Raw genomic sequence first — 18,298 nt, forward strand, 5'->3', positions numbered from 1 at the left:
TTAAATATTTCCATTTCTTTTATTTTATAAAAAAACAACCACAGTAACTAAACTATGGTTGCTTTTCTTCTATATTAAAATTAGTACTTTGCTTACTCTTACCGCCACTAGTTTTGAAAACTAGCGATAGCGATCACTCTGACGCGGACATACTAGCGCCATCTAGGGGCTTCTACATTACTGTAAAAGCTTTTTCTTTGTCGATTACTCTGTACGTCACTCGTCACAGACGAGCGCTAGCTAGGGGGGGTTTTTTAAAACTATTACTAAAAATACTAGTTGGAACGATTGTTTTTTTCCTCTCTTTTAAGATTTGAAGCTACATACTCTTCTTTATTGATCTTCTTTAGAATTAAATCTTCTAGACTATTTTCATTATCAAGTCTAATTAATTTCCTGTAAGAAAAATGCAATGTATCAGGGCTTATTTTCAATATTTTATTATAAAATTTATAATCATCAGTTTTTAAATTCTCATCTAGTTTATTAAAAATAGAATCATTTCTTATAATATAGTCATATTTGTACAAGTAGCCAGCTGCAACAGAATAGACATATATTTCATTTTTCTTTATGAAATATTCTAGGTAGGTATTGTCTTGAATACTATACCAGTTTCCTTCTAACTTATTTACATATTCCTTATTATTGTGACAAGAGGTAAAATTTATCATCAATATGAGTAGAATAATATTAATTCTTATTTTTCTTTTGTTTTCCATTCTTTCGTTTTTTAATATATGGTCTAAGTGGAACACTTTCGTACTTATAATCTAATATTTTTTGTTTGACTTTGTCATATAAATCTCTGTTTTTTCCTTGAAAAAACATATAAATTATTGGTGTAGGCCCATTAGCTGTAACATTCGTAGATTGCATTAAAATTCTATGATTTCCAGGAGTACCTCCAAGATTTGGCTCGAATTTAATATCTTCAATCGTTGGTCTAAAATTATTACTATTGTCCTCTCTAATACGCTTAAAGTATCCTATTGTCACTCGATTACCATCATCAAATTTTAGAGTTACAGAATGATTATTATCAGAATCACCACCTATTACATTTCCAAGAAAATCAGCAACTTTTCTTCCTGCAGTTTTTTCATTTTCTTTCTTTTTTGGTGTAGCATAAAAATCAATTACAGCATTTGAATACAAATTCATTCTACTCCCAAATTTATTTATAAAGCCAAACCATTCTATAACATGATTTAAAAAAAACTTTTTTTCTTCTGTAGATTTAGTATTCACAAAATCTATTCGATTAGGTAAACTTTGGAAATATGGTGTCTCTGATTTTGGAGGTTCGATATTATCTTTTTGTTCTCTGCCAGAAGGCCTGATATACGGTCCTTTACTATCAAAACGATTCCTGCCGAATATATCAGTTTGTGAATCTGCACCACTTGGATCAGCAAAGAATATTGGATTATTATCAAACGCTTGATACGGCGAATAGTAATGATGTGTTACAGGATCAGTCACAACCCAACGTGCAATGGCAGCATCGTATTGACGTAAGTCCATTTCCAACATGTTATTTCCGAGTTCATTAGACTCTTCAATACCATTATATCCGTAATTATGATCTCTACCTACAATCTGATTATTGAATCCTTTCATTTTGAGTCCAAATGGATAATAATGATTTTCCTCTTTGATCTCTGTTTCAGCACTAATAACTCCATCACCATTCATATCTTCATAGGACAATCGAATGTTTCCTAAGTGGTCTTTGTATTGATAGGTATAATTGTATCCAACTATTTTTGTGGTCTTTACTGGATCAAATTGTGGCTCTACATAGCCTTCTTCTATATTAAAGAACGTAAGTACAACACTTTGCTGTCCCTGAGCATTTCCTTTTTTGTAAATGTAATTCCCAGCGTAATAGGTATGTGTTGTCCCTGCAAACTGAACATCATCCACTATTTTTTCAAGTTTTGTTCCGCTTGCGTCGTAAATGTACGAAATGGTACTTCCACTGACAAATGTTATTTGCGTTGGTAGGTTTAAATAATTGTAGGTGATGCTGCTGATGTTCTTATTTTTATCAGAAATCATATTTCCATTAGCATCGTAGCTGTAATCATTGTTGGCATTTGTAGCATCCGTACTTGAATGTACGTTACCATCATTAAATCCAAATGCTACACTGCTAGCATCGGTTACATTTAATAACTGATTCCCTGAATATTGATAGGATAAATTATCCATGATGCCAAAATCGGTTGCATTAGCATCTTTATGCCCTTTTCTAATTAAATCTGTAATGTTTCCATTGCGGTCATACTTTACTAAATCTAGATTGTAGTTTGCTGTATTATCGGTAGCATTTGTAATTCTATTGAGTGCATCATATTGATACACATAGTTTTTTAGCGAATTATCTTGTCCTTTGGTTCTCCAAAGTGTACTACTGATATTTCCGTTGAATAACTGTTTGTTTACATCAGCAATATCATTGTATTTGATTGCAAAACTGAACAAATCATTATGTTGATCATTTACGTTATTGATTCCTTTTAACCAACCTCTTACATTATAAGTAAAGTCAACTTCTTGGAGTTCTTTTTCTAAATCCACAAGTACTAAGTCTTCAATTTTTGCTCCAGTGCTATAAATAGAAATATCTCCCATTAGTGGATTTATTGATGCATTAGAAACATAAAATATTTCTCCGTTTTTAAGATAGTACATTTTTGTGCCTCTACGTTCAATCTTAAAAGTGTCTCCTGTAAAATAGGTCGTTTTATCTCCTTTATTTACACCGTTTTCATACACACGAACTATTCCTGATACAGTTGTATAGATGGCATAATCTATACTTCCATAACTATTGTTTTCTGCCGTCTGAGAAAGTCCAATAATTACTGATTTGTTATCCTGTGGCATCTTGTAGCTAAGATACCCATCTCCTGTAATTGTTGTTTCTGTAGTGAGTGCTCCGTCCCAAGCATTATTGCTTCCTGTTTTGGTAATGGTATTTCCAGTTGTAAAAACATTTACAAGATTGGTATACGTACTGATATTAGGAAGTGTGCCACCAACTTGTTTCATTTCTAATTGTCCTAGCGCATCGTAATGATGTCTAGAAATTAGTTCTTTATGACCTCCATTGATTTGTTTGGTTTGATATAATAAACGAGAGTTTTCGTCATATACATACTGATCAACTGTAACAATTGGACTATTACTGGCTTTAATATGCGTAGTTCTACTCTCCAGAAGTTTTCCTGTAAAGTCTAAACGTGTACTCACGGCTTCTTGCGTATCTAAGTATACATTTTTGGAAGTCGCATGAATTACCTGTGCTTTCTCATCGTAATACGATTCACTTGTTATCCAATCATTCGTACCAATAGTACGAACTTTTCCTCCTGTAGGAAGTCCTTTTACATTTTGAGCAAAGGCTTGTCCATAAACTGCGTAACCAATATGTAGATTATCTATTTCAGCTCCTGTATCATAAAGTGAACCGCTTCCGACAAGTATTCCTGAGTAATTGGTAGTAATTACATGGAAAATCTCTCCATTTTTCTTGTACAGAATTTGATTTCCATAACGTTCCACACGCATCGTATCACCTTCTTCAGCGTACATCACTGGAATCACTTCAAGAGCTGTACCATTGTATACATATAAACGGTTGTTGTTATACCCTGTATAAATTCGATAGTTAATCGATTGGTAATTTGTAGCTGAAGCTGTTGCCTGATGCGAAAGTCCGATCATCATACGTTTATCATCGTTCCCTATGGTATATTCAATATACCCATCTCCTTCGATAGTTCCATTTGTGATAAAACCTGAATTTGTCCATGAAGCACCAAGTTCTTTTTTCCATGTAACCTCATTGACCTCACTCATTGCCGTTTCACTAATATCATAATTAGCTTCCAGTGAATTTACAGTGTCCCAGTTGTAATCATCATAGTAATTTACTGAAAGTACAATTACAGAACTATCATTTGGATAATTATCGTTTGTATAGAAAACAGACGTATTGCCAATTGGAGTTGCTGTAATCGATTTCGTTTCATACACATTTACTCCATCCATTTGTGATTGCACAGCAGCACGATCACCTGAATTAATAACCAATCCAGTATAGGCAACTCTTCCTAAAACATCGTATTTTGTAAATAACCACTTATTCTCAGCTCGAAGATTTGCATCTTGTGTCAATACTGGACGATCTAAGGTATCATAGATGATATATTCTTTCTCTTTTGCAGGTAACTGCTTTTCAATGAGTCTATTTCTATGATCATACTTATACTGATAACATAATTTTGTCAATTCATCAATAGAAACTCCATCTGAAAGATCCACTAATGGCGGTAATACATGGGTTAAGTTTCCATAATCATCATAGATATAATACGTATCATGACGTTTGTCTTCATTGTAGGTTCTTTTTAAAACTACGCGCCCTAATTTATCCGTAAACTCTTCAACAGTATGATCGTGTTCAAAGTTCTGATTTGGTTGCCAGTTTTCATCTTTTACAATGGATTTATACAATTCCCCTGCAAGGTAATAACCATCTTCATTTAGAGTAACACTTGTAAATTCAGTACCTGTATAACTTACGTTAAAACGTTTTACATTATCATACGCCAAATCATTAAATACTCCATTGTGACTATTGGTATGATATATCATTTTAATGGTATGATCTGTATTAGCAATCGTGTCTAATTTCCATGCTAATCCTGGAGCACCTTGTTTTAAAACTCTAGACAGTGGTGATTTTTCAAATAACTTCTCACTATATGGGTTCGTTGTGTTTTCATACTTTGCTGTATTGTAAAATGCCTCTTGATCGTTAAACATATTTACATGATAATCCCCATTTAATGAGGTAGTGGCATACGGTAAAAATTCTTTTTCTTGTCTACCCAAATGATCATACTTAAATGGTGTAACAATATCTTCTCCATTTCCTCCTTGACCAATACCAATGGCTTGTTTGGCTCTTCCCAAGCCATCTGCATAGTTGATGGTTTCAATCGTATCCCAATTTTCAATATTAAGCCCATCCTGAGTAGCTTTTTGATAAAGTGAAGATTTTACATAGTTGATAAGAGCATTGTTTCCATTTGTATATACATACTCATTCGCACTTAGAATATTATTATCTGCATCTTTGACCTTCTCAAGTCTGTGCATCACGTCATATTCAAAATAACTTGTATATCCTCTTGGATCAGTAGTGCGAGTCACACCAATCATTGGATCATAGGTTAATGTGGTCACCATTGCATTAGGGAACTTATTTCTAAGTTCACTTAAAGCAGTTTGCAGTGTATTTTCACTTGAAGTATCAATATCAGCATTAGAAGCATTGTACACATTTGCAAGAATTGTATTTTGCTCATTGGTCATAGTCTCGTAAGAAGCATTTTCAAGCTTAGCAATTGGATACATGCCATCATACCCCCAAACATAACTAATACGTGTTCCATCGGTTTGAGATACTTCGAGCGGTTGTCCTAAATTGGTATATCCATGGAATTGTACTCTTGATTGTCTTGATGTATTGGCTTTGGCGCTTTTAATCTCTGATACCTTAATCACATTTGAATGAAACTCTTTAAAGATACGCTGCGTATCATAAATCAATGTTCCATTTTTATACTGCTTAGTTTGAACAGGAACTTCAATTTGATTGAGCGTTACCATCTTGTTCAAATCTGTTTGCTCATCCGTTGTATATTCCGAAGTTTGATAATTATATGGATAGCGAATCTCTTCTTTGTAGATTGTATTTACGCCAGCTTCTGTAAATTCTGTCGTTTTCTCTTTGATTCTATTTTTGTAATTGTATAGAGACTTTGTAGTAGTTACAGTTTGAGAAGCCACATCATTTTCATCATAGAAAAATTCTTTTCGAATAGTTTCACTTGGTAACAAAATTCCTTTGATATAATCAAAAGTAACAGCTCTAACATCTGTACTTACTCCTGCTACTGGATCCATATTCCAAGAATAACAAGTTCCAACACTTGGTTCTTGCGTTAACTCTACATCACATATAGAACTTGGATTTTCAACTGTCCCTGTTTGGTAAGTTCCATACGAATTATAAAACTGATCCCACGGGCAGTCTGTATTTTGTAATTCATACATGACATGAGAAGTCTCTGCTATGCTGGAAACATCTATATAATTATAGATTTCTTCAACAAGTAATTTTTGTGATTCATCAAAGACCTCTTTTTTCTCAACGACACCACGTGTATAATCTTTATTTTCCACTGGTAAAAACGGATAATCGGTATTGTCTGAAGTTAGAATTGCTATATCTCTTGGAGAGGTAAAAGTATAGAGCTCACCGCCTGCATTTTCTTTTTTGACATACACTTTTTTATACCCAACATAATTTCCTTTGGTAGTAGGTGTCAAAACTTCATTAATATCCCGTGCTACTTGGTACTCAATGAGTTTTGGAGTACGTATAAAGTTACTTCCTTCTTCTCCACATACATAGTTATCTATAAAAGGATGTTGTTTTCCTTTTATATAGGTTCTTTTATTAAGGTTAGCTTCATACGAACCACTTGAGATAAAATTATCTATAATAGATGCATCCGAAAAATCATCAATCAAATGATTATCTCTATAAGTATAAGTTGTTTTTTGTTGTTCTGCTCCGTTATCACTAAAAATAACTTCTTTAATACGAAGTCCGCCACCTTTCATTACTTTAGTAACTAGGTTGTATTCGGTATATTTTAAATCAATATCTATTTCAACTTGTGTGTCTAAAAAACTAGGACACGGAGTGAGTTCTACCGCTGGTGTTCTAAGTTCAACAAAATACCATCCTGCTCCGACTACTGGAAAATCTAATCCATTTTCTACAGTAAAGGTATACGCAAAGTTACTTGCTGCATATTCAAAATCTGAAACTACCGCACCAAAGTAATTCCCATTGGATGGAGGTGTAACCGTTACTCCTGGCTTGGGAACCACTCTTGATAATAAAAGTGCATGCTTACTGAGGTCAGCACAATTCCCAGTAGTTAGTTGACTTTTAAAAAGTTGTAATTTTTGACCTCTGTCAACATAGAGTAATAACTTATTACTGGAAATTTCTTCATCAAGTTGAATAGAGAGCGTTCCTGCGCGATTATATATCTGTCTGTTTTCAGGGATCTTTGTGTAATCATAATTTTGTGTTCCTTGATAACTAAAGTCATTACTTTGAAAGGTAAATTCTTTTTTTCCACCAAGCGGATACGTAATTGAAGCTAAAGTTCCTGTTGTAATTTTCGTTGGATTCACCGAGCGTGAATTAGTAATCAAACTGTTATTGTTTATTGGATCGTTATAATCTCCATTGTAATATCCCCAAGCATCTTTTAAATCACTACCAAAACTTGGAAGTTCATTCAAATTATTATAATCAAGGGTATATTTTAAAGTTTCTGAACCAAATACTTCAGTAACTTTTGTTAAAAACAGGCGATCATTTGTCGATGTTGTATAGCTAAAGTTGATACGTTTATGTAAATTTCCGTTAGGTTCAAAAATATCTATGCGATTTAGTTTTCCTCCAGAATTTCCTGAAGTTATTGTATGTCCTCCAAATTCTGGATGACCACTAGAAAGATAATACTTAATTTTAGTGCCATCACGCATGGTCACTTCATCTACATATTTTTGATTACTAAAGATTTGTTGTGACGATGCAACCTCTTTTGGAAGTAGCATTCCTCTGTTAAGATTTGCAACATCATTAGTTCCATAACTAGGATTTCCTAAAACTTGATTTCTAGTCCTTGAAACAGGAGTATTGTAGTTTTCTTGTATTTCTTGATAGGTAAAACTACAAAGTACAATGTCATTTGGCAAACGTACATCTTTTAAATACCATGCATTTACGGCTCCATTTCCAAGAGTTGTAGTCGCTGTAGAACTACCACCAAATTGACTTGTTGTTACCGTATTATTGTAAATCGTATTGGAACTTGTCTCTTCAAAAGTGTAGATATATCCATTGGTATCGGTTACCTCAAACTTTGTGATTTCAAGACTTGCATTATGATAAATAGTAATAATATCATTGGTATCACTTCCTATAATTACAGGCGTTAATTGACCATTTACATTTTGCACTATAAAACGTCCTGCTTTTCCAAAGAAATTATATTGATACAAGTCGTATTGTGAATCATATCTATCATTACCATTGGCTGTTCTCCATAGAAATTCTTCCTGATCAGCATGGGATAAGTTTCCAAAGTTTTTATAATTATTGAAATAGACTCCTCTTCCAAGTGCTTGTGAGTTATTCTCATCTGGAATGCCTCGAACAGTTCTTGAAATGACACCTCCTGTTGCCATAGAAAATCCTGTCCCAAGCCAACCAGAGCGCTCATCAATGCGAACGCCTTGTGTGTTGTATTGAATCCCAATAGGATAGTTTAACATATCTGAAATAGCGATTTGTCCAAGTGGAATTCCAATACTTGGTTGTCCAGAGTATAAATCTACTGAGACCTCTTCAAATCGCATTAAATTTGCCACCGTAGGAGCTGGCGGAATAATCGTTGGCAAAGAAATATCATCCTTACCATTCGGTGAGCTTTGTTGTGCCTGCATCAAGACAAAACTTAAAAGCAGACAAAAGCATGCAATTACTTTTTTCATAAAGTGTTTTAATTTTAATTATTTACTAGTTTTTATTTTTTGAAGATGTATGTTGTTACACTGCCATTTTAAAAGGCGTATTTGATTTTTGATTATGTATCATTTTAGAGATCGCGCGATTCTTGCGGTGACTTACAGGCAAGACTATATCTCCTTTTAGATGAACCAAACGATAGCGTGGCTCATACAGTTTTAAATGAGATAAATTGATAAGGTACGAACGATGGATACGTGAAAAATTCATATCCAAAAATAGCTCTTGGTAGTAGCCAATAGCTTTACAACTAATCACTTTTGATCCATCTATTAGATATATCCATGAGTAACATTCACTGGCTTCCATATAGAGAATTTGTGATTTTTTTAGATATTCTCCTTGATTTTTTGTGCCTACCAAAAGATAGTTTTCTCTATCTCTGATTTTATGCCTAATTTTTTCTTGTTGTAACGTCATATACAATACGTTTTTTAATTAATAACTCTTTCAAATTTGATTCTGGAAAAGGCAGTTGGTTTTAGTCTTTGTGTATTAAAGGAAAATACTTTTCTGTTTTTACACAACATTATTTCATAAGCGTCGAATTTTTCAAATAAGCGTTGAATTTTAACAAAAAATAGATGTAATTTCTTATTAAATATATGTTAATGAAATTTTAGAAACTTAATAATCCTTTGTGCAAACATCTAAAATCAAGACTATTTTTTGATCTAATTTTTAGTTACGGTTCTGTAGTTACAGTATTATATTTTTAAAATATGATTGATGAGTCAAAAGGGAAGTGGGAATGCAGTAAAATGGTCTAAATAACTTGGAAAGTTGCCGGTTTCACTGAAAGTATGGACACAAAAAAATCACCCTAATGGATGACCTTTGAAAGTTTTGCTCTTTTTTAGTTGGTTATCGAACCGCTTAATTCTAATAATCACATAATGAACCTAATTGAAGAATCTTTAGACATAGAATCAATAATTTCTAAAGTTAAAACCTACTAATAATTAGTAAAAAATTACGCTTATATATTATTTTCTGAAATCCAGATATCTTTAGTTATTTTTGACTAAAGTAGAATATATGTATAAAATAATATCCCTATTACTTCTCAGTTTTTTAATGTTTGGATGTAAAACAATTTCAGTACATCAAAAAACACAAAAACTTACCAAAACCAATGTAGAATTAGGTTCTATTGGTTTGTCTAATGGAACAGTCATTTCACATTCTTATGAAAGTATTGCATTGCCAACTTTTAAAAAAGAGTTAAAGTTAAGTGTTCAACCTATTCCTTTTTCTAAACAATCATTTAAAGCCTTTGTTAAAGCAAACGAACAAACTAAAAAAGTAGCTCTCAGCTATTCAGATTCGTTGAAAGTAAAACCTGAATATGCATTGCTGCAATTTATAGATCGTGTAGCCATTACTAAAGCACTTAATGATTCAAAAAATACAGGATTACGATCCTATTTGGAAAATAAAGAAGATGCAAAAATGGTTACTAGTATTTCTGTGGCTTTTTCAGCAAATGAAATCAAAGCATTAAAAAAAGCTGCCGAAGTTTTCCTAGTACAATCAATTTCCAAGAAATTTAGCTTACAACTGGTTTCTTTTGAAGGGAAAAAGCAAACCTTAGAACTTACTACAGGAGTTGTATTTGCTTATCAAACCTCAGGCTTTTGTTGGAAAGAGAATAACAAACGTAAACTTGTGATTGCTGATATTGTAAATGGCTCTGAAGGTTGTCCACCAAATACCTATCGTAAAGCCTCGAAAGCGGTTCAAGAAGATGATTATTTTAAATTATAATACAATGAAAAAATACATATATAGCATATTCACCGCCCTACTTTTCATAAGTTGCTCTGACATTATTGAAGTACCTGATATTTCAAAAGATACAGTAAATCTTGCTGCCCCTTCGGATAACGCTACACTTAATATTACAACATTAACATTGTCTTGGGAAGCTGTTGAAGATGCCGAAAACTATCAAGTACGTGTAGCACGTCCCGATTTTGAAAATATTCTTCAAGTAGAACTAGATACTACCCTTACAGAAAATTCAATTTCAGTACAATTAGAAGCTGGAAATTCATATCAATGGCGTGTACGCGCAATCAATAGTGAATATACAACGCCTTACACAACTTATACATTCACGTTAGAAGAATGACAAAAAAGGGAAAAACATATATCCTATTAACAGCCGTACTAGGAATTTGGGGAACTATTGGGTATCAATTTTTTTCTAAAATAAGTTCTGATCAAGTTCCTATTATCGTGACAGATTCGAATGTTAACTTTACTCCAAAACAAACTATTGTACAAGATACATTTAGAATCAATACAGAGCATCGCGATCCTTTTTTAGGAAAGCCTTATCAGCAAAAAAAAGAAGCTACAATTAGACGTGTTTCAACATTTAAAAAAGATTCCATCGTCTTCCCACAAATAGCATATAAAGGTGTAATTTCAAAACAAAAAAGTTCTCAGAATATCTACATTATTGATATAAAAGGAACGCAGCAGCTTTTTAAAACAGGAAAAACCATTCAAGAAGTCAAACTTTTGAAAGGCAATAAAAAATCAATCACTATTTCTTTCAAAGGAAAACGAAAAATAATTTCAGTATCAAAATAGTTTATGAAATTTCACAAAGTCAAAGCAGGTGCATTACAGTTTGCCATAATGATTTCAGCAATCATTGCCGTATTGTTGTCTGTTTTTATAGTTCTTGTGCATTCACATTCTCTATTTGAAAAAGTCTGAATTATTAATAGAAACCATTGAACATGCAGAAAATATATTATTAAAAGAACTCGACAATTTTTCTGTAAAACAAGATACTACTGTACATATTTTTGAAGAAGATATTGCTAAAACAACTAAAATACATAAAAGTTATTGGGGAATATTTGGAAAGGTCTTTACACAAGTAGAAACCAAAGGAAAGTCTTTTGAAAAATTAGCACTTGTGAGCGGTTGGCAACCCAATGTAGACAGAACTGCATTGTATCTAAAAGAAACAAATCGCCCTTTGATTGTGGTCGGTAATACAAAAATTCAAGGAAAAACGTATTTACCATCAAGAGGTGTTCGCGCAGGAACAATTTCTGGAAATTCATATTATGGAAGTGAGTTAGTTTATGGAAGAATTTCAAAAAGTAACGAAACACTTCCGAAACTTCCTTTACAGTTGACAAACTATTTGTCTTTTTTGCAAGAAATCCCACTTCTATCAAATGACGAAGAATTTATCAATTTAAAACAAGGAAAAATCTATACCAATTCTTTTTCTAAATCTTTAAAAACAGTGTTTAGTCGTGGTGAATTGGATTTGTTTGGCGTAAAGCTTATCGGAAATATTATAGTTCGATCGGATACAAAAATAAAAGTAGCAGCTTCAAGTTCCCTAAAAGATGTACTACTTATTGCTCCTGAAATTCACATTGAATCTAATGTAAAAGGTACTTTTCAAGCAATTGCCAGTAAGCAAATCATTGTCGGAAAAGATTGTGAACTTTCTTATCCTTCAGCATTGGTATTAATGACTGAGAATGATTTGGAAGTTCCTTCAATAGGAGAAAAAAAGAAACACATTTACATTGATAACAACACAAGTATTAAAGGCATTGTTTGCTATTTGCAAAACGAAACAAAAAATCGATTTGAGCCACAAGTCCTTATGAAAGAAAATACTGTTTTAGAAGGTTTTTTGTATTGCGAGCAGCAAATGGAATTGCTTGGAAATGTATTTGGAAGTATTTACACAAGTGGATTTATTACCAAACAATTTGGTTCCGTATATCAGAATCATATATACAATGGTGGAGTTTCTAGTTTAGAACTCATTGATGAATACGTAGGTTTTCCCTTGGAGAATCTGGAATTTAAAGTGGTGAAATGGTTGTACTAAAGAAAATAAAAGCAGCGACTCTGATGGAAACATTAGTAGCAACAGTACTGATTGTATTGGTCTTTATGATTTCATCTTTTTTGTTGAATTCACTTTTTAACAATACCGTTAGACAAAATACCGATACCGTAAAAACACATATTTCTGAACTCATATATTTATCAACTCACAATCAAATAACGATTCCATACGATGATGAGTTTGGCAATTGGTATATTTCAGGAGAAAGAGTTGACAAAAAGTTGATTTTTGAAGCATCACATAAAGAAACTCAAAAAACAATTCGATTGGAACGTTATGAATAACCAGAAACACAAATTAAAAGCATTTACGCTCAGTGAACTTATTGTTGTGATTATGATTACGGTCATTGTGGCTGGCATTGCATTTTCGGTGTTACAACTCGTACAAAAGCAAATGTTTGGTATTCAGACCAACTTTAAGCACACTACAAGTGTGACTTTACTAGAACAATCATTAGCAATTGATGCACATCGTGCCAATCATATTCAATATGATGATTTGGAGAATACACTTTATTTTATCTCTGAAATTGATACAGTAAGTTATAGTTTTGATAAAACAGCGGTTCAAAAAGCAACCGATACTTTTGATGTAGCAGTTACAGATACTAAATTTTACTTTGAAGGTGTAGAATCCAATTCCAATAAAATCGATGCGTTTAAGTTGACAATGGCGAAAGAGTATAAAAATGCATCGATATTTATTTACAAGCGAAATACTGCAAATACCTATATGAATCCATGAGTTTTAAGTTAGAAAATATCAATAAACAAAAGGCAGTTTCTAAGAAGAAACAATCGGATTTTTCAGCTATTTTACAAAAAGAGATTGTCTTGTTTGGAAAAGGATTTTCAAATAAACTCAAAGAAGATTTCTATACCGAATTAGCTGTATTACTGAGCGCAGGTGTTTCATTAAAAGAAGCTTTAGAGCTTTTATTTAATTCTCAGAAAAAGAAAACTGCCAAAGAAATTCTTGGAACTGTTGTAGAAGATTTGATTGATGGGCAAAGCATGTCTGAAGCCATTCGATCACATAAAGCTTTTACAGAATACGAATACTATTCTATCAAAATTGGAGAAGAAACCGGAACCTTAGCGGAAGTTGTAAAACAATTAGGAAGTTTTTTGGGTAGAAAGAATCAACAACGTCGTGATGTGATTAGTGCGTTAACTTATCCAATTATTATACTGAGTACTGCATTTTTGGTAGTATTGTTTATGCTGCAATTTGTCGTGCCAATGTTTCAAGATATTTTTAGACAAAACAAAGTTTCATTACCAGGTATTACTGAATTTATTATTAGTGTTTCTGAATTTATGAAATCGTATGGTTTGATGATTTTTATTGGAATGATTGCCTTATTTTCTTCACGATTTTTATTTAACAAACAAGAATGGTATCGTCGTTTTAAAGATAAATTTCTTACAAAACTGCCATTCTTTGGAAACTTTATCAAAACGGTGTATTTATCACAATTTACCCAAGCAGTGGCGTTATTATCAGCTTCTAAAGTTCCTGTCATCAATAGTATTCAATTGGTAAAAAAGATGATTGCTTTTTATCCGTTGCAAGATGCATTGGAAAGTGTAGAACAATCCATTTTACAAGGAGCAACTTTAAGCGAGAGTTTGGCTTCACATCCTATTTTTAGTGATAAAATGATTGCCTTGGTAAAAGTAGCCGAACAAACGAATCAGACCGAATTTATTTTTGACCGTTTGAATGTACAGTATCATGAGCAAGTGCAACGCCAGTCGAAAATGATGTCTACCATTATGGAACCACTTATTATTGTTTTAGTAGGCATTATGGTTGGAGTTATTTTGATAGCGATGTATTTACCAATGTTTAAGTTAGGAACGGTTTTGGGTGCGTAAAAACCAACGTTAGTTAAAACTTCAAGGAACGTCATTCAGAACTCAATTTACCATCTCTGCTCACTCAAAATTGCATCGTGCAGCTTAACTAACTCAAAAATTTAAAAACAGTAATATCTTTTAGCAAGCCTTCTTCTCCAGAATAATCTACAGCACTACTGTATACATAATCTTCAGACCGAAAAACCAATCCCGCTTGTAAAGGATTGTTATGAATATAATCTATCTTCTCTTGAATGACTTTATTGCCCCATAACTCAATTGGCTTATTATCGTGACTCCAAAATTGATAATTCGCAACATTCTAAGATTCTTTTACTGCTTTTTCAAATTGCTTTAATAAATACTCTCTACGACTTTCTCCTGTGTTGTCATTGATCATTTTTAGAAGCTTTAGCTAGTAAAACGTCAAAATCCCCTAAAACTAATTGAGGTTTTCCTCCATCTGTTATTCTGAAAATTAAATGAACATGATTGGTCATGATGCACCAAGCACAAATTTCCATTCCTTTTTCTCTTTGCCAGTAGCTTCAACTTTCAACTAATACATCTTTATACTCGTTTCTGGTAAAAACATCTAACCAATAAAACAACTGCAAAACTGACGAAATATAATCCTTATGGGTTGTGAAATTTATAATTTCTACTCATAACTACTTTTTCTTTAAAGATAAAAAACTACCCTAATTTCTTAACGTAGTTTTTATTCAATCCCTTTACCATACGATGCAATCGTGCAGAAGCGAGACTATTTATTACTTTTTGATAGCGTTTGTAAGCAAATATGACTTGGAGACTATTCATGATAGGATAACAACCTTTGAACGATACTTTTTGAGCATTGAAGAGCTATAAAAATAAATTTTTCTCAAAATAAGTAATTTAGATTCAATAACATACAGTATAAATTACTTTAGCATCGCTCTTATGAAAAGACTTAATCCTATGACAAACAAAAGTGTAGTGATAGACACCACTGTAAGAAATAAGAATGAAGAAACACAAATAAATTCTTCCGTAACGCATAGTATGTTCACCGTATCATTAGACAATATCAACCTCAATTCCATAAATGAAGTCGGTGGGAAAAACGCCTCCTTAGGCACCATGATTAATCATTTAGGTCCGCTTGGAATTAACGTCCCTAAAGGATTTGCCGTCACTGTAACTGCATTTAAAAAATTTCTCATACACAATCAATTAGAAACCAAAATTCAAAAACTTAACGCACAAATTGTAAAAGATGATATTACTACCTTACAAGTGGCTGGAACTACCATTCGAAGCCTAATTTGCAATGCAACTTGGCCAGAAAAAATGAGTGAAGAAATTGCTTCTTCTTATGAGAAATTGTGTAATTACTATCGTACTGATACATTGGATGTAGCTGTTCGATCATCTGCAACTTGTGAAGACTTGCCTGATGCTTCCTTTGCAGGGCAACAGGAAAGTTATCTCAATATAAAAGGCATCGAGGCAGTATTGGTTGCCATTAAGCGTTGCTTTGCTTCATTGTATAACGATCGTGCAATTTCATACAGAAAATCATTGGTATTAGATACTGCAAATATTGGCATTTCGGTATGTGTTCAAAAAATGGTTCGTTCTGACTTAGGAGCCTCTGGAGTAGCATTTTCCATCGATACTGAAACTGGATTTAAAGATATTGTGTTAATTAATGGTTCGTATGGCTTGGGTGAGAGTATTGTTCAAGGAACTGTAGAAACCGATGAGTTTATTACCTTCAAACCATTAGTCAAAAAAGGGTTTCATGCAATCATAGAGAAAAAGATTGGTGCAAAAAATAAAAAACTAGTATACAGCACAAACACAGAACATACCGTTAAAGAAATTAATGTCGCTTTGAAGGATCAGAATCGATTCTGCCTATCAGATGAGCAGATATTGACACTTTCTAAATGGGTTTGTGCGATTGAAGATTATTACACTTCGCTGTATAATAGATGGTGCCCTGTAGATGTAGAATGGGCTCTTGATGGAAAAACAAATTCCATCTATATTGTGCAGGCCAGACCAGAAACGGTCCATGCAAACAATTCTAATGACACACTTGTGAGTTATGCTATTAATGCTTCTGGCAATAATCAGAAAATTCTTTTATCTGGAATTGCTGTAGGAGATAAAATTGGGCATGGAAATGTTAGAATCTTAAATTCCATGGAAGAATACTATCAAATTGCAAAAAAAGAACCGTTTATAGAAGGAGATATTCTTGTAACTGATATGACAGATCCAAACTGGGAACCGCTGATGAAAATAGCATCAGGTATCATTACCAATCGAGGCGGTAGGACTTGTCATGCTGCAATTGTTGCCAGAGAAATGGGTGTGCCAGCAATTGTAGGAACAAAAGAAGCCACAGGTGTTTTAACCAACAGCATGACGGTAACAGTATCTTGTGCTCAAGGATGTATTGGATATGTTTACGAAGGAATTATCCCCTTTTCTATTGAGAAAACAAATCGTAATGATTTACCAGAAATCAAAACAGATTTAATGTTAAATGTAGGGAGCCCCGATATCGCTTTTAAGGTAGCACAACTCCCAAATGCGGGTGTTGGACTCGCCAGAGAAGAATTCATAATAAACCACTACATCAAAGCACATCCGTTGGCATTGCTAAAACACCAAACCCTAGGAGATTCTAAATTAAGTGATGCCTTAAAAAAATTGATGATAGGTTATAAAAATGAAGAAACTTTTTTTATCGAAAAATTATCACATGGCATCGCAAAAATTGCAGCTGCTTTTTATCCTAAGGATGTTATTGTAAGGCTCTCAGATTTTAAAACAAATGAGTATATCAATCTATTGGGCGGTCAGTATTTTGAGTCATCAGAGGAAAACCCTATGATTGGTTGGCGCGGGGCAAGTAGATATTATTCTGAAGCCTATAAACCAGCATTTGGTCTTGAATGCAAAGCGATAAAGTGTGTTAGAGAAACTATGGGCTTGGATAATGTAATTGTGATGATTCCCTTTTGTAGAACCGTAAGCGAACTGAAAAAAGTATACAAAACAATGCAAACCTTTGGTCTTGAGCGCGGCAAAAACGGATTGCAGATATACCTCATGGCCGAATTGCCATCTAACATCATTATGGCTTCTGAATTTGCAACATATATTGATGGTTTTTCTATTGGATCTAATGACCTTACGCAGCTGATTCTTGGCCTAGATCGTGATTCTGAATTGGTGTCCCATTTATACGATGAGAGATCTCCAGCAGTTAAAAAAGCGATTTCGTCATTAATCGCTTCGGCTAAAGCTTCTGGTACTAAAATAGGAATTTGTGGCCAGGGACCATCTGATCATCCAGATTTTGCTCAGTTTTTAGTACAACAAGGCATCGACTCTATTTCAATTACCCCAGATTCTGTACTCAAAACTATCGCGTCTATAGCAACAATAGAAAAAGATAGCTAATACCAAAGATTTGCAAAAAAACCGCTTATCCCTCTTTCAGGAATATATAATGCATAATCTCCCGTTTCTAAACTTATAATTTTCTAAAATATATTCATATTTGTTTTCATAAAAATAGCAAAATATGTAATTACAAAACTTGGAATAAGCAACATTATTAAAGACCACAAAAAGTTTATTAATAATTCACTTAAAAAAATACTCTATAATTGAGCCTGTAATTTAACAGTTATTTCATATCCTGTAAAAAATAAAAACAGCACTCAATAACGCCAATGTATTCAATGACATAAAAATTGACATGTATACAAAAGTGAACATTATCCAATGACTTTCTCCTCATTTTTTTCTTTTTAAAAAAACAACCACAGTAAC

General features: G+C 33.1%; 12 protein-coding genes. 8 read left to right on the forward strand and 4 right to left on the reverse strand.

From position 1 onward, the window contains the following. Nucleotides 1–275 precede the first annotated feature (275 nt). Genes MK119_RS23510 through MK119_RS23520 form a run of 3 tightly spaced genes read right to left on the reverse strand, consistent with a single transcriptional unit; the run spans nucleotide 276 to nucleotide 9,115 of the window. Nucleotides 276–722: a hypothetical protein gene (locus MK119_RS23510; RefSeq protein ID WP_290684053.1), complete on the reverse strand. Its 447-nt coding sequence runs from the start codon at nucleotides 720–722 to the stop codon at nucleotides 276–278. Continuing rightward, complete coding sequence (locus MK119_RS23515; RefSeq protein WP_290684055.1) at nucleotides 694–8,661, reverse strand: DUF6443 domain-containing protein; 7,968 nt, start codon at nucleotides 8,659–8,661, stop codon at nucleotides 694–696. Before MK119_RS23515 ends, MK119_RS23510 begins: the two co-directional genes overlap by 29 nt. 55 nt (nucleotides 8,662–8,716) lie before the next feature. After that, nucleotides 8,717–9,115, reverse strand: coding sequence for a LytTR family DNA-binding domain-containing protein (locus tag MK119_RS23520; protein ID WP_290684057.1), 399 nt, complete (start codon nucleotides 9,113–9,115; stop codon nucleotides 8,717–8,719). A 618-nt stretch (nucleotides 9,116–9,733) separates the two neighbouring features. Here MK119_RS23520 and MK119_RS23525 point away from each other — a divergent pair. From MK119_RS23525 to MK119_RS23555, 7 genes are all read left to right on the forward strand, one after another. Next, on the forward strand, nucleotides 9,734–10,462 hold the full coding sequence (locus MK119_RS23525; protein WP_290684059.1) for a hypothetical protein: 729 nt from the start codon (nucleotides 9,734–9,736) through the stop codon (nucleotides 10,460–10,462). Between the two features lie 4 nt (nucleotides 10,463–10,466). Beyond that, entirely contained in the window at nucleotides 10,467–10,829 is a 363-nt protein-coding gene (locus MK119_RS23530) for a fibronectin type III domain-containing protein (protein ID WP_290684061.1), read from the forward strand. Then, on the forward strand, nucleotides 10,826–11,296 hold the full coding sequence (locus MK119_RS23535) for a hypothetical protein (protein WP_290684063.1): 471 nt from the start codon (nucleotides 10,826–10,828) through the stop codon (nucleotides 11,294–11,296). The genes MK119_RS23530 and MK119_RS23535 overlap by 4 nt, the downstream gene beginning before the upstream one ends. Nucleotides 11,297–11,411: 115 nt before the next feature. Continuing rightward, a complete protein-coding gene (locus MK119_RS23540; protein WP_290684065.1) occupies nucleotides 11,412–12,572 on the forward strand; it encodes a hypothetical protein in 1,161 nt (386 codons plus the stop codon). 23 nt (nucleotides 12,573–12,595) lie between these two features. Then, the gene (locus tag MK119_RS23545) at nucleotides 12,596–12,877 is read left to right on the forward strand and encodes a hypothetical protein (RefSeq protein ID WP_290684067.1); all 282 of its coding nucleotides are present in this window, start codon (nucleotides 12,596–12,598) and stop codon (nucleotides 12,875–12,877) included. Beyond that, nucleotides 12,870–13,340, forward strand: a complete 471-nt coding sequence (locus MK119_RS23550; protein ID WP_290684069.1) for a prepilin-type N-terminal cleavage/methylation domain-containing protein — start codon at nucleotides 12,870–12,872, stop codon at nucleotides 13,338–13,340. The genes MK119_RS23545 and MK119_RS23550 overlap by 8 nt, the downstream gene beginning before the upstream one ends. Continuing rightward, entirely contained in the window at nucleotides 13,337–14,476 is a 1,140-nt protein-coding gene (locus MK119_RS23555) for a type II secretion system F family protein (RefSeq protein WP_290684071.1), read from the forward strand. Before MK119_RS23550 ends, MK119_RS23555 begins: the two co-directional genes overlap by 4 nt. Before the next feature lie 371 nt (nucleotides 14,477–14,847). Here MK119_RS23555 and MK119_RS24490 read toward each other — a convergent pair whose 3' ends face one another. Beyond that, nucleotides 14,848–14,982: a hypothetical protein gene (locus MK119_RS24490; RefSeq protein ID WP_366512869.1), complete on the reverse strand. Its 135-nt coding sequence runs from the start codon at nucleotides 14,980–14,982 to the stop codon at nucleotides 14,848–14,850. Between the two features lie 523 nt (nucleotides 14,983–15,505). Between MK119_RS24490 and ppsA the strand changes: the two genes are divergently transcribed. Beyond that, a complete protein-coding gene (ppsA, locus tag MK119_RS23565; protein WP_366512870.1) occupies nucleotides 15,506–17,923 on the forward strand; it encodes a phosphoenolpyruvate synthase in 2,418 nt (805 codons plus the stop codon). The last annotated feature ends 375 nt before the right edge of the window (nucleotides 17,924–18,298 follow it).

The organism is Kordia sp., from assembly GCF_022447245.1.
In the GTDB taxonomy this organism is placed as follows: Bacteria; Bacteroidota; Bacteroidia; order Flavobacteriales; family Flavobacteriaceae; genus Kordia.